This is a genomic window from Raoultibacter timonensis (assembly GCF_900240215.1).
In the GTDB taxonomy this organism is placed as follows: domain Bacteria; phylum Actinomycetota; class Coriobacteriia; order Coriobacteriales; family Eggerthellaceae; genus Raoultibacter; species Raoultibacter timonensis.
Window position 1 is genome coordinate 468,155 of the sequence record NZ_LT964679.1, and the last position, 13,892, is coordinate 482,046.

The window sequence follows — 13,892 nt, forward strand, 5'->3', positions numbered from 1 at the left end:
GGCGAAGCCGAGCTGTTCGATCCGCCCGACGCCGAGCCGGCTGCGGAAGCCGACGAGGCCATCGACTTTGCGGAGGTGTCCGACTTCGCATCGCTTCAGTCCGCCGTCAACGCGGCCGCCCCGGGGGCGACCATCGAGGTGGCCGGAACCATCGTGTTCACCGACGAAATCGCCCTCGACAAAGCTCTGACCATCAAAGGCGACGGCAGTGCCGTTCTCACGGCTGCTCCGGGCAAGCGGCACTTCAGGGTGGACGGCACGACGATTACCGGTGCTGCGGCCATCACGTTCGAAAATGCGGTCTTCGAGGGGCCAGCGTCGACTATCGACGACGAACCCAACGGCGGCATCGTCGTATCCACTACGAGCATGGACAACCTCGTCGATGCTCGTATCGTCGTGAAGGATTGCTCGTTCTACAACAACGCCAATATGAAAACCGGCTCGGGCATCTCGTACGGCGGCGCGCTCGGCGTTACGTCGAAGACGCGGGGCGTCGAAATCTCGAACAGCGATTTCGACGGCAACTACGCCTTCGGCGACGGAGGCGCTCTGGGCCTGAAAAGCTCTTCGGCGACGTTGACCGAATGCACGTTCACGAACAACCGAAGCGACACGGGGGGCGGTGCGCTGTCCGGCGCTGCCGGAACCACGATCGTCGATTGCCTGTTCGAGGGAAACGTTGCGGAGGGCAACGGCGGAGCGGCGACGTTCACTCTGAACAACACGAGCGCCATTACCGTGCAGGGTTCGACGTTCTCGGATAATTCCGCCAAGAACTCGGGGGGCGGCTTGCATGTGCTGAACTTCAACTTCTCGGGCATTCCCACCTGCACCATCGAGAACAGCACGTTCGTCGGCAACGAAGTGACCAACCCCATCTCGTCGAACCGCACGTATCTCGGCGGCGCGGCGCTCCTCGATGCGCAGACGACGCTGCGCAGCGTGACCGCTGTCGGCAACAGCGGACCCGACGGATCGAACGGAACCGGAGCCGGCATCGTTTTGTTCGAGCAGGGTTTCGACGGCATGTATGCTAACGTGGTCGAAGGATGCCTCGCCGTCGGCAACTATCAGGACGGCGTCGAGAAGAACCTCGGCATTATGAACGGGATGCCCTTCGGCTCTCTTGCATACGAACCGTTTGCGAGCGCAGCGGCTTCCGTCACCGAGATTCCCGCCGGGCTGTCACTCGGCGATATCGTATCGGTCGACGATGCGGGCGCTGCATTGCTTCAGAACAACGGCGGCATCACGCCGACGGTTGCCCTGAACCCCGATGGCATCGCCGTCGATGCGTACGAGGCGGCCGACGTGACGCTTGCCCCTTTGGGTGTGGATCAGCGCGGCAAAACCCGTCCGGCGGGGGACGCGGGGCGCAATGATGCCGGCGCATTCGAGCTGCAGGACAACGAGCGGAGCCGCGGATTGAGCATTGCGCGCCTGTACGGCGCCGATCGCTACGAGACGTCGCGTGCGGTGTCCACGCACGACAGGGCAGGTTCCGACGTGGTGATCCTCGCCTCGGGCGACGATGGCCGCTTCCCCGACGCCTTGGCTGCGAGCGCGCTCTCGGGTGCCGAAAACAACGCTCCCATCGTGCTTACTCCGACGAGTTGGCTCTCGACGGAGGCGCGTATGGCTATCGAAGTAGACTTACAGCCGAGTCGCGTGATCATAATCGGCGATCCGAACGCCGTTTCGATGGCGGTTGAAGACGAGGTGAGAAGCATTCTCGGCCCCGCTGGAACCATCGAGCGCATCGGCGGCACAACCCGTCAGGATACGGCGGACAAGATCTACGAGACGTATGCCGATGAGTTTTCGACGACGGCGATCCTTGCGCTCGCCACCGATTTCCCCGATGCTCTTTCGATTTCGTCGTGGGCGGCCAAAACGAAGAGCCCTATCTTCCTCGCTCATTTCGGCTCGACGGGGCTTTCGGGCAAAACGCTCCGAGCGCTCTCCGACGGCGGTTTCGAGCGTATTCTCGTTATGGGAAGCAGCCTCTCGGTCTCCGACGAGGTTGTGCTGCAGGCGCTTGAGGCCGCGAATCTCGGCTACGGCGATTACAGGCGCTTCGCCGGCATCGACCGCTACGAGACGTCGGCGCTGTTCGCTGCTTGGGCCACGAGTGCCGACCGCGATCCTTCGGAGCGGCTGAGCATGCACGGCGGTGCCATCGTGCGCGGTGACAAGCACGCGGATTCGCTGACGGGCGGTGCTCTGCAGGGTCGCGACTCGTCCGTTGTTCTGCTCACGCGGCGCGACGCCGCAACGCCCACGGTGGAAAACCTGCTCGATGCCCATGTCGGCGAGATCGGAGAGCTCAGGTTCTTCGGTGACGAATACGCCGTCGAGCTCGATGTTGTCAGGCACTACATCCAGAGGATCCCGTATACGGCGATCACCTGGCTGCCCGATGATTCGGTGGCGATTCTGTAGGCTGACCGAGCGAACGATACGCGCGGTGTGGCTTCCGGCGAACCCTTGCCGCACGATCGAAGAAAGCCCGGGAACCTCGCTGGTTCCCGGGCTTTTCCCTTGCGAATGCACCGACGGTGCGAAGCGTTTGTTCGCCGGCTACTTGTGGTAATACCGATGCTGCTCGTACTTCGGCTCGCAGCATACGTTGATGCCGAGCGTGCGGTAGAGCTTCTCGTCGGTCGAGGAGATGATGACCGAGAAGAACGCGTCGCAGCCGCGCAGCTCGCCGGTATGCTCGATGATCTCGGCGGCGAGCGGGTTGGTGACCGAGCTGATCGAGAGGGCGATGAGCGTTTCGTCAGAGTGGAGGCGCGGGTTCTTGTGGTTCAGATGCTCGGTCTTGAGATGGCAGATGGGCTCGATGACCGAATCGCTGATAACGTCGATGTCGCCCGTGCCGCCCAGCTCCTTGAGTGCGTTGATCATAAGCGACGAAGCCGCTCCGAGAAGCGTCGAGGTCTTGCCGGTGACCACTTTGCCGTTAGGCAGCACCATGGCGCCTGCGGGCGCTCCGGTCATCTCCTCCTTGAGGAGCGCTGCCGAGCGTGCGGGGGAGAGGCTCGAGTTGACGCCCGCCTGGTTCATGAGCAGTTCGAGCTTCTCGATCTGCTCCTCGCCCGTGCCGGTGCGCTTCGCATCGACCGCGGTCTGGAAGTAGCGTCGGACGATCTCCATCTTGGCGGCGTCGCAAACGGCTTCTTCGTCGACGATCGCGTAGCCCGCCATGTTCACGCCCATGTCGGTCGGTGATTTGTACGGACTCTCTCCGCTGATCTTCTCGAGCATCGCTTTGAGCACGGGGAATATCTCGACGTCGCGGTTGTAGTTGACGGTGGTCTCCCCGTACGCTTCGAGATGGAACGGGTCGATGGTGTTCACATCGTCGAGATCGACCGTAGCCGCTTCGTAGGCGATGTTCACCGGATGCTTGAGCGGCAGATTCCATACGGGAAACGTTTCGTATTTGGCATAGCCCGCCGCGACACCGCGCTTGTGTTCATGGTAGAGCTGCGAGAGGCACGTGGCCATCTTGCCGGAGCCGGGGCCGGGAGCGGTTACCACGACGAGCGGACGGCTCGTTTCGATGTACTCGTTTTTACCGTAGCCCTCGTCACTGACGATATGGTCGATGTCGTAGGGGTAGCCGGCGATGGGGTAGTGCAGATGGCATTTGATGCCCAGTCCGTCGAGCCTGCGGCGGAACGCGTCGGCGTCGGGCTGGTTGGCGTAATGGGTGACAACGACGCCGCCCACGAGAAAGCCCATGGAGCGGAAGTTGTCCATAAGGCGTAGCAGATCCTCGTCGTAGGTGATTCCCAGATCCCCGCGCTGCTTGCTCTTCTCGATGTCGTTCGCGTTGATGACGATGATGATCTCCACGTCGTCGACCAGGCTTTTGAGCATGCGGATCTTAGCGTCGGGCTCGAAGCCCGGCAGCACGCGCGCGGCATGGTAATCATCGAAGAGCTTCCCGCCGAATTCGAGGTAGAGCTTCCCGCCGAACTGGTCGATGCGGTTACGGATATGTTCTGCCTGCAATGCGATGTACTTGTCGTTGTCGAATCCGATGCGCATGGAAAGAGGCGTCCTTTCGAAGGGTTGTGGCGGGCGGTTTGGGCGCTTCCGTGCAAAGGCAGCGCACCAGGGAGATTATAGCTTACTTTCGTCCTGCCCATGCGAGCCTTGTTCCTCCAAGCGGTCGAGCAGTTCTTGTTTGCTGTGAATGTCGAGCTTGGCGTATATGTTCTTAACGTATGTGCGAACGGTGTTTTCCGATATGTAGAGCTTTTCGCCGATGCTGATACGGCTCCTGCCCTGGGCCAGAAGGCCGACAACTTCAAGCTCCCGCTCGGTCAGGCTGTACTGTTTGCCGAGCTGGGAAAGGTGCTCGGCGTAAGGCGCCTCCTCGCGGACTTTGGGCGTTGCGCCGTCGTGCGCCGGTTCGCCTTCCTGCCTTGATGCGGGATCGCCTGCGGGTGCGGCGTATCGGTCGGCGAGAGCGGCCTGTACAGAGGCATTCGCTTGCGGGCTCCTGAACTCCGCAAACAGGTGGCGTTTGACGGGTATCGAATCGTTGAGCAGAAAGACCATGGCGAGGGCCAGGAGCAACACGACGAACGCGATGACCAGTATCGCTTCGGAAGAGTGCGGTTCGAGCAACCATATGCCCGCCCTCCCGATCTCTCTCGGCAGCACGTGCGCGAGCCATCCGACACCGAGTATCAGGTAAGAAGGTATGTTGCTGTGCCGCGCGATGTCGTAGCAGCTGAACCACAGAAGGCCAACCGCGAAGGTGTTGGAGATGGAGATGAAGGTTGCGCCCGCCAGCGTTGCCGTCGAGTCCGAAAGCGCAAGCAGCAGAACGCCGATGATGATCAGGGTTACCGAGATGTTCCAGAGAGTCGAGAAGCGGATGCTCCGCCTTTTCGCGACGGCCCACCATATGAGCGCGAGCGAGATGAGCAGCACGGAGAACTGATGTATGGCCTGGAAGGGGATCGTGAGCGCGATCGATTCGCCCGAGGGGTACCCGCGCGCTATGCCGAGGGCAAGGTTGAAGAGGGCCATGCCGGCGATCAGGCGCGCGAAGGTCGATTTCGGTTCGCCGTCGTAGACGGTATCGCGTTTCGGAAGCGTTGCGGCGCCCGAAGACGTGCGAAGCGCTTCATCGCGCTCGTCGAGCAGTTGGCTTGATCGTTGCAGCATGACAAGCGAGAGGGCGGGCATGACCATGGCAACCAGGTAGGTGAAGGTTGCGGGCAGAAGCCCGAGGAGAAACCCGAGCATCGAGCTCGCCCCCAGCGAGAGAAACGCGTAGATCAGCGCTTCGTCCGGGGGGAAGCGCTCGTACACGGTTATCCAGATGCCGCCACCCCATACGATGCCGCAGCCGGCGCAGACGCAGGCTGCGAACAGGACGATGTGATTCGGGGTCTCGACGTTGACGAGGAACAGGATGCTCGCAGCCGTCATGGCGAAAGCCGACGCATATCCGAGCATCCTTTGAGATCGCTTCGGAAAACCATGGCGGACGACGATGGCGATGAGGATCACGATCAGCGCGACGCGGGCGAGGTTGGACACGATGGTGATGATTCCCGAGTCCGTCGACGTGTAGCGATCGTACAGGTTGCATTGGATCCAGATGCGGACCGCCACGAGTCCGCAGAAGCTCAGGGAAAACAAGGGGAGAAACGAAGAAAATGCAGGGGAAGGCTTCGCTTGAGCCGTGATGTGGTTGCTTGTTGAAGTGCCCATGATCTCCCTCGCTTCCGTATGGAAGATGGTACCACAACAACAGGACTCCACCGTAGTGATGGAGTCCTGTACAGCGGTCGCTGTTGTCGCATGCGAGGGTTCGAGGTTCTGCTCGGGTCTCATGTAGGGTGGAGCCCCGGCCTTTCCCCGTCTAGGCGGACAGGTGCTCGACAGCAGATTCGGCAGCCCGATGTCCGAACACGTTGATGTCGCACACCGCGTTTCCGCCGAGCCTGTTTCCGCCGTGCACGCCGCCGGTCACTTCCCCCGCGGCGAACAGCCCGGGGATAGGATCGCCGTTCGTGTCGAGCACGCGCGTTGCGGTGTCGATCTTCAGGCCGCCCATCGTATGGTGAATGCCGGGTGCAACCTTCACGGCGTAGAACGGCGCGTTCACGATGGGGTTCAGGCTCTTCGTGCGCCCGAAGGGATCTTCGACTCCCTGCTCGATGCACTCGTTGTAGGTGGTAACGGCGCCGATGAAGTTCGTCGGATCGATTTCTTCCATGACGCCCGCAAGCTCTTCGATCGTATCGCCGGAAAGCAGCAGCCCTTGTTTCTCGAACTTCTCCTTGATGCTCTTGTTGTCATCGTAGACGTGCTGGTCGAACACTGCGTACGCCCAGCCGCCCGGCTGCTCCCACTCGGCGGCCGTCACCTTGTCGCGCGTCAGAAGCTCGTTCACGAAACGGTTGCCCTCGGAGTTGATGAGGATGGCTCCGTCGCCGCGGATGCCCTCGCTCAGGAGGATCGAGGTGCTCTGCTCGACGGTGGGGTGGACCTGGATGTGCTCGAGATCGACGGTATCGGCGCCGATGTCGGTGGCGATCGCGATGCCATCGCCTTGAGCACCCGGCTGGTTCGTGGTTACGGCGTCGATGAGCTCGGGGCGGTACTGCGCGAGCATCTCGTGGTTGGCGCCGAATCCGCCTGTAGCGAGGATGACGACGGGGGCTTTGTAGGTGTACTCCTTCTTACCGTCGCTTGCTACGAGGCCGGCGATCTTGCCGTCCTCCACGATAAGGTTCTTGACGTCCATGTTCGTGCGGGCTCCGATGCCGCGTTCGGTGCAGAGGTCGTGCATGTGGGTTACGAGGTACCCGCCGACGGCGCTGCCGTCCTCGGGGCGGTGGATGCGGGGCACCGTTGCGCCGCCCGAGGTCGATATCTTGGTGAGGTGCATGCCTCGCTCGGCCAACCGTTCGATGGCGGCGTTCGAGTTCTCGCACATGTAGCGGATAAGCTCCTTGTCGCCGAGTTCTTTGCCGCCGATGAACGTATCCTCGGCGAACAGCTCGTTGCTATCTTCGACGCCCTCTTCTTTCTGAAGGGCGGTTTCGCTTGCGTTCATGCCGCCTTCCGCGAAGTTCGTGTTGCCGCCCACGACGGCCATTTTCTCGAGCAGCACCACGTTCGCGCCGGCCTCCTGCGCGCTGAGGGCAGCGGTCATGCCGGCACCGCCCGCTCCGACCACGATGATGTCGAAGGTCCCCTCGTCCTTTACCGTCGCCTCGCCCGATCCGCTCTGCGGGGAACATCCGACGAGTCCGACTCCCGGCAGCATCGCCGCGAGGCCGAGGCCGATCGAACCCGCCAAGAACGTGCGGCGGCTTATGGCTGCGCTTGCACGCTGGTTTTCATTGCTGTCGATGCGTTCGTTCATGGTTGTGCTCCTCCTTGTGTCGATGCGCCTCCAGGGCGTTTTCGTTGGCTCTACGGTAAGGCGCAAGGACGTGCGAGCGGAAGCGTCGTATCGGGTGGCTTGTACGCCCGAATCGGGTGATCTTTGCATTTTTGCTGATCAATGGAGGGGTTTAACTCCTGATGGGCGGCTTTTCGGGTACGGCGCTTCCTTTGCGCGCCCGTTTTCGGCCAGAGCGCACGCCCCGGTTTCCGCGCTCGTGTTTCCAGTGTGTGAAATCGAGCGACGGGTGGGGGCGGCGTGCGCGTTGTCTTGTAGAATAGAAAAGCGTTTGGAAGCATTGTGCAATGCTCGCCGGCGCTTTTTTCTTGCGGGGACTCGTTTTGCCCCGCGCATCGGGGTAAAACGACCCCGCGCCGGTCCGATGGAGCCGTTTGGAGAAAACCATGACCAAGCACATATTCGTGACCGGCGGCGTCGTGTCTTCTTTGGGGAAGGGCATCACGGCCGCCTCTCTCGGGCACCTGCTCAAGGCGCGTGGCTACAGGGTTACCATGCAGAAGATGGATCCCTACCTCAACGTCGACCCCGGAACGATGTCCCCCTTCCAGCACGGCGAGGTCTTCGTGACCGACGACGGGCACGAAGGCGATCTCGATCTCGGGCACTACGAGCGCTTCATCGACGAGAACCTCACGCGGGAATCGAATTTCACCCAGGGCTCCATCTACCAGAGTCTGATCGCGCGCGAACGGCGCGGCGATTTTCTCGGGGGTACCGTGCAGGTGATCCCGCACGTGACCGAAGCGATCAAAGAGCGTTTGCGCCGCGTGGCCGAACAGAGCGGCGCCGACATTGTCATCTCGGAGATCGGCGGCACCATCGGCGATATCGAATCGCAGCCGTTCATCGAGGCTGCGCGCCAATTCAAAAAGGAGAAGAAGCCGGGAGACGTGCTGTTCGTGCACGTGACGCTCGTTCCCTACATTGCGGCTGCCCATGAAGTGAAAACCAAACCGACGCAGCACAGCGTGAAAGAGCTGCGCTCCATCGGCGTGCAGCCCGATTTCATCGTGTGCCGGTCCGATCACGAGATATCCGATCAGGTGCGCGAGAAAATCGCGCTCTTCTGCGATGTCGCTTCCGAAGAGGTGCTTGCCTGCACCGATGCGCCCTCGATCTACGAGGTGCCCGTGAACCTGCATGTGCAGCGCTTCGACGAGATGATGCTCGATCGCCTGGGGCTCGAGCATCGCGAGATCGACCTGCGCCCCCTGCAGGCGTTTCTCTCTGCCTCGAACCAGTGCGGCAAGCAGGTTGATATCGCGGTTGTCGGTAAGTACGTGAGCTTGCCCGACGCCTACCTCTCGGTCATCGAAGCCCTGGGACATGCGGGCGTCCACCACGGATACCACGTGAACGTGCATCTTGTCGACGGAGAAACGCTCGACGGCTCGACGGTTGCCGACGCGCTTGGAGGCATGGACGGCATCCTCGTTCCCGGCGGCTTCGGTAAGCGCGCGTTCGAAGGCAAGATCCTTGCGGCGCAGTACGCCCGCGAGAACAGCATTCCGTTTTTGGGGATATGCCTCGGCTTGCAGGCTGCCGTGTGCGAGTTTGCCCGTCACGTTGCCGGCATGTCCGGCGCCACGTCGGCCGAATTCGACGAGGGGGCCGAATACCCCGTGATCGACCTCATGCCCGAACAGGAGGATGTCGAGAACAAGGGCGGCACCATGCGTCTCGGAGCCTATCCCTGCCGCGTCGAGCCGAACACGCTGGCGTTCGCGGCATACGGCGACGAGGTGATCTACGAGCGCCATCGCCACCGCTACGAGGTGAACAACGCGTTTCGCGACAGGCTTGTCGAAGCGGGTCTCGTTGTTTCGGGGGTTTCTCCGAACGGTCGCCTGACCGAAATGATCGAGCTGGCCGATCACCCCTGGTACGTGGCGAGCCAGGGCCATCCGGAGTTCAAGAGCCGTCCGACGCGGCCTCATCCGCTGTTCCGCGATTTCGTCGGCGCGGCGATCGCCCGCGGCGCCAGGTAGGGTACGCTCATGCTCGATACCGAGATCCGCGAGTACATCGCCTACCTGAGCATCGAGCGCGGCAGCTCACCGTTGACCGTTTCGGCCTACGAGCGGGATTTGAAGCGGTACGCAGCGTTTCTCGAAGCGCAGGGGATAGCATCGCTCGAGCGCATCGACCGCGATGCGGTGCTTGCGTACGAGGCGGAGCTCGTCGCCTCCGGGCTTGCGCCCTCGACCATCGAACGGCGGGTATCGGCGATCAAGGGATTCCACCGCTTTCTCGTGCGCGAGAACATCGCGGCGAAAAACCCCACCGATTCCCTTCGCTTGCCCAAGGTTCCCGAGACGCTTCCCGATGTGCTTTCGGTCGAACAGGTGGAGCGGATGCTGTCGCAGCCGTTCGACGACAGCGCAACGGGCCTGCGCGATCGGGCGATCCTCGAGGTTCTGTATGGTTGCGGGTTGCGCGTGAGCGAGCTCACGGGGCTCGATCTGGGGAGCCTTCTGCTCGATGAGGGGTTCGTGCGCGTGGTCGGCAAGGGGTCCAAGGAGCGTATCGCCCCCATCGCGGGGGCGGCCGAAACGGCGCTTCGAGCGTATCTTGACCGAGGTCGCGCCGAGCTTTCGAAACCCTATGCCAAGCCGACCTCCGCGGTGTTCCTCAACGCCCGGGGCGGGAGGCTTACGCGGCAGAGCGCGCATGCGATCGTTGCGCGGGCGGGCCTTTCCATCGGGGTCGAGAACCTCCATCCCCATACGCTTCGCCATTCGTTTGCCACGCACCTGCTCGGCGGGGGAGCGGATTTGCGCGTTATCCAGGAGATACTCGGCCACTCCGACATTTCGACGACGCAGATATACACCCATGTCGATCGCGCCCACATCCACGACGAGTACATCAGCGCGCATCCCCGCGCTCGGTGCAGGGAATAGGGGGTAGGGGCGCTTTCGGGCGAGCGCGCGTGCGCATTACGGATGCGCCGCGCTGTTCGCTCCTTCGCGTGCGCCTCGCATCCCGCGATGCGCATGCCTTCCGCGAAGGCTGCGAGCTCGCGGCTTCTCGGCGTCCTGCTCTCGCACGGATCGTTTCTTGCCCGCGCAACGTTTCGGCAGGCGGCTTCCCGTTCGCGCAACGTTTCGGCGACCGTAATCTGTCCCTTTCTACACAGCTTCCCTAATCGGAGCCGTGCGCGGCCGATCCTAGTGTATTATTCCATAGCATATCTGCACGGACGGAGACGGCAAGCGTGAAGTTCAGCATACAGAAGCTCATGATGGGCCTTGTGATCGTCATTGTTTTGGCGTTCGTTCTGCTGCGCGGCGATCAGCTGGTAGAACTGGTCGAAACCATGAAGAAAGGCGCGATCGTCCCGCTTATCGCGGCGATCCTCACGCAGCTGTGCAAGTACTTCGCCCAAAGCTTCGCGTATTCGTATTCGTTCTCGGCGGTCGAAGAGAAGATGGATCCGCGGGAAACGCTCCCGCTCGTGTTCGGCACGTTCTTCATGAATACGATCGCCCCCTCGCTCAACATGGCGGGTGCAACGCTCGTCGTAGACGACGCGCATCGCCGCGGCATACCGGCCGGCAAAGCTACCTCGGCGGCGCTGCTCATGCAGATGTCGATCGAGTCGGGATTCATGACCATTATGATCATCGGGTTTATCATTCTCGAGTTCACCGGTCAGCTCGATCCGCTGTGGTTTCTGCTCGGGCTCGTGGTTGTGCTGCTCGTAGTTGTCATGGGATCGATCATGGTGCTCGGGCACAAGAAGCCCGCGCTGCTGATGCGCCTGTTGCGTCCCGTTGAGCGGCTGGTTAACCGCGTACGTGCGCGGCTTAAGAAAGAGCCGCTCAAGCCTTGGATCGAAAGCGCCGTGACCTCGTTCGGCGATGCTGCCGTGCTCATCGTGAAGAACCCCAAGACCACCGCCAAAGCGTTCGGGTGCTCGATTCTTGCGAGCACCTGCGAGCTTGCGTGCTTCTGCTTGGTGGGCGTCGCATTCGACGTGTACAACCCCCAAGCGCTCATCTGCGGATACGTTGTCGCTACGCTGTTCGCCATGATCTCGATCACGCCTCAGGGCGTCGGCGTCGTCGAGGCGGCCGTGCTCGTGCTGTTCACCTCCTACGGCGTGAGCGGCGCGTCGGGTATGGCCATCGCCCTCGTGTACCGCGGTCTCGTGTTCTGGATGCCGTTCCTTATCGGCGCCATCCTCATCCAGCGCACGAAATCGTTCAGGCGCGACAAGGGGGAGAAGAGCGGCAGGAAAGGCGGGAAGCGCGCTTCGGAAAATCCTCCCATCGAGGGTGCGACCCTCGATGCCAAGCGCCTCGAAAAGGGCGACATGCGGGGCGTTCCGGCGATTCCTCTATCCAGACCCTCCGGCGGCGACGAGCCCGCCGACGGCTCGACGCCGGGCGGTACAGGGGATCCGATGGCGGTTGCCCCCGTGTCCCCGCGCGACGCCTCCCGCCGGGCCGTCGATGCGCCGCCGAACTCGAACCAACCCGACTAAGCGCAAGCATCCCGCGAAAGCCGTCTTCAGGTCGGCTGTTGGCATCGTCTGCCGCCCTTCAGCGTGTCGGCCAGCCATCGTTTTGATCCTGCTTTCGGTTTTGAGCTTGTTTCCGGTTACTTGTCTCCCGATGTCGGAGCGGCCGCGTCGTCTTCCGGTCGCTTTTTCGCCACATGTCCGCCAACCGCCTCCGTGCGAGGTTTTGCTGCCTGTTGCGAAAAATCCTGTTGGTGTTTTCGCAGGTCGGTATCTTCTATATCTGGGTTGATCGTGAAAAATCCTCGCACGGAGGCGGTTGGCGGACATTGCTTCGCCGGACTTGCTGGAATCAAAGGGATGGGCGGGGCTTGCGAGCGCAGGCCGGCTGGTACGGATACGCGGATGGCGCGCAAACCTTACGGATCCGAGACTCAAACCTTACCTGTTTCAAACACTATGCAAATTCAAAATACCAGATCAAATATCGAAAACGGCCCCTTTAGCAAAGGAGTTGCGTGATACCCTATGCGCATGGAAATCGTTATCTCGCATCAGTCGGCTCTTGAATTCTGGCGCTCGGGACAAGAGCGCGTTTTGCTGCAGCCCGGCTGTTTTTGCGATTGGGATGCGGCGATCTTTGGCGAGCGCGGCTTGCGGGCTGCCGTAGTGGAGGAAGCGTGCGGGCGAGAGCTTGGTTTTCTTTCGAGCCCCCTTCATCTTCTTGTGCGCGATGCGGGCGAGCGGAGCAGGACGCGCCGTGTCGTATGCCACGTTCTACCGCAGAATTTGCCGCGCAAGTCATTCGTCGAAATCGGGAAGGGCGTGTACGTTTGCCGGCCCGAGCTTGTATTTGTGCAGATTGCGAAAACCGAAACGCTTCCGAATGCGGTACTCATAGGACTCGAAATGTGCGGAGCGTTCCGTATGCCCGAAGGCGAGCGGGATGTCTCTTTCCAGAAGGCGCCGTTGACGACGAGGGCTGCATTGTCTGCATATATCGAAGCTTGCGTCGGAATGCGCGGCGCGGGGAAAGCGAACCAGGCGATCCTCTACATTGCCGACGGTTCGGAATCGCCAATGGAAGCGAAGCTCACGATTATCCTCTGCTTTCCCGTTCGCCTTGGCGGGTACGGGCTTCCGATGCCCGTACTGAACCGGGCGATACCGACTACCCCTGCGATCAGGAAAGCGACGGGGCGGTCGAGTTTTCGATGCGACCTGCTGTGGCCCGATGCCGGCGTTGCGGTGGAGTACGATGGCAAGGAGCACGATCGGCGTGTTGCGAGCGATGCCATCCGACGTACCGCATTGGCGGAAATGGGTATCGATGCGAGCACGGTGGTTACGATGGAGCACATGAGAAGCGAGGCGCAGCTCGATCTTGTCGTGAAGCGGCTGAGCAGGCTCCTTGGCATCCGGAAGAAGCCGACGATGCGCGACTGGTCGGCCGAGCGCCACGCTCTCCGTGCGGCTCTCGGTTTGGCCTGAACGGCGATAAGCGCCTGCAGCCGCCCGGGCATTGGGCGCGGCTCGTGTTCGAGTGCGGCCCGCACCTGGTGCGAACGGCCTCGATGGATGGATACCCGGAGGCGTCCGGTGCCTGCTCGCTCACGGAGCAGGCCACCCGCTCGCTTACTTACGCGTAAGCTACCTGCTTACCCGTCCGCCTACCTGCGACGTAAGCTACCTGTCCATCTACGGCGTAGGTTACCTGTCCGCCAACCACCTCCGTGCGAGGATTTTTTGCAGAATCTCTTGGATCTTTTAGCAGCGAACAGGCATTACGCCGACGGAGGCGACTCTGCGGGATCCCGAAACCTCGCACGGAGGCGGTTGGCGGACAGGGAGCGTGATGAGGGCTTGCAGCCTTGGGCGGGCGCATGCATGCATCGACGGGTCCGACTGCCGACAGGCCCGACCGCCGATGGGTCACCTCCCGCCCGCACCCGCACCCCGCACCCCGCACCCCGCACG

At 61.9% G+C, this 13,892-nt stretch carries 8 protein-coding genes; 5 read left to right on the forward strand and 3 right to left on the reverse strand.

What is annotated here, in order from left to right; translation table 11 throughout:
• A partial coding sequence (locus tag C1722_RS01975) for a cell wall-binding repeat-containing protein (RefSeq protein ID WP_180994991.1) occupies window positions 1-2,445 on the forward strand: 2,445 nt, incomplete at its 5' end.
• Window positions 2,446-2,583: 138 nt separating this feature from the next.
• Here the strand turns inward: C1722_RS01975 and C1722_RS01980 are convergent.
• The 3 genes from C1722_RS01980 to C1722_RS01990 all read right to left on the reverse strand — a co-directional run bounded on the left by C1722_RS01980 (window position 2,584) and on the right by C1722_RS01990 (window position 7,408).
• The gene (locus C1722_RS01980; RefSeq protein ID WP_102377771.1) at window positions 2,584-4,062 is read right to left on the reverse strand and encodes a DUF1846 domain-containing protein; all 1,479 of its coding nucleotides are present in this window, start codon (window positions 4,060-4,062) and stop codon (window positions 2,584-2,586) included.
• Window positions 4,063-4,137: 75 nt separating this feature from the next.
• Window positions 4,138-5,745 carry a helix-turn-helix transcriptional regulator gene (locus C1722_RS01985; protein ID WP_180994992.1) on the reverse strand — a complete coding sequence of 536 codons (1,608 nt, stop codon included), beginning with the start codon at window positions 5,743-5,745 and terminating at the stop codon, window positions 4,138-4,140.
• A 151-nt stretch (window positions 5,746-5,896) separates the two neighbouring features.
• A complete protein-coding gene (locus C1722_RS01990; protein WP_102377773.1) occupies window positions 5,897-7,408 on the reverse strand; it encodes a flavocytochrome c in 1,512 nt (503 codons plus the stop codon).
• A gap of 425 nt (window positions 7,409-7,833) precedes the next feature.
• Here C1722_RS01990 and C1722_RS01995 point away from each other — a divergent pair, with 425 nt between their 5' ends.
• From C1722_RS01995 to C1722_RS02015, 4 genes are all read left to right on the forward strand, one after another.
• Entirely contained in the window at window positions 7,834-9,438 is a 1,605-nt protein-coding gene (locus C1722_RS01995; RefSeq protein WP_102379491.1) for a CTP synthase, read from the forward strand.
• A gap of 9 nt (window positions 9,439-9,447) precedes the next feature.
• The gene (xerD, locus tag C1722_RS02000) at window positions 9,448-10,353 is read left to right on the forward strand and encodes a site-specific tyrosine recombinase XerD (RefSeq protein ID WP_102377774.1); all 906 of its coding nucleotides are present in this window, start codon (window positions 9,448-9,450) and stop codon (window positions 10,351-10,353) included.
• A 314-nt stretch (window positions 10,354-10,667) separates the two neighbouring features.
• Window positions 10,668-11,939: a lysylphosphatidylglycerol synthase transmembrane domain-containing protein gene (locus C1722_RS02010; protein ID WP_244902407.1), complete on the forward strand. Its 1,272-nt coding sequence runs from the start codon at window positions 10,668-10,670 to the stop codon at window positions 11,937-11,939.
• 504 nt (window positions 11,940-12,443) lie between these two features.
• On the forward strand, window positions 12,444-13,406 hold the full coding sequence (locus C1722_RS02015; RefSeq protein ID WP_102377776.1) for a hypothetical protein: 963 nt from the start codon (window positions 12,444-12,446) through the stop codon (window positions 13,404-13,406).
• Window positions 13,407-13,892: the final 486 nt, after the last annotated feature.

Bases quoted from the DNA above. Each gene is read 5' to 3' on its own strand.
- C1722_RS01995 (WP_102379491.1), top strand. From the start codon at position 7,834: ATGACCAAGCACATATTCGTGACCGGCGGCGTCGTGTCTTCTTTGGGG.
- C1722_RS02015 (WP_102377776.1), top strand. From the start codon at position 12,444: ATGCGCATGGAAATCGTTATCTCGCATCAGTCGGCTCTTGAATTCTGG.
- C1722_RS01980 (WP_102377771.1), bottom strand. From the start codon at position 4,062: ATGCGCATCGGATTCGACAACGACAAGTACATCGCATTGCAGGCAGAA.
- C1722_RS01985 (WP_180994992.1), bottom strand. From the start codon at position 5,745: ATGGGCACTTCAACAAGCAACCACATCACGGCTCAAGCGAAGCCTTCC.
- C1722_RS01990 (WP_102377773.1), bottom strand. From the start codon at position 7,408: ATGAACGAACGCATCGACAGCAATGAAAACCAGCGTGCAAGCGCAGCC.
- xerD (WP_102377774.1), top strand. From the start codon at position 9,448: ATGCTCGATACCGAGATCCGCGAGTACATCGCCTACCTGAGCATCGAG.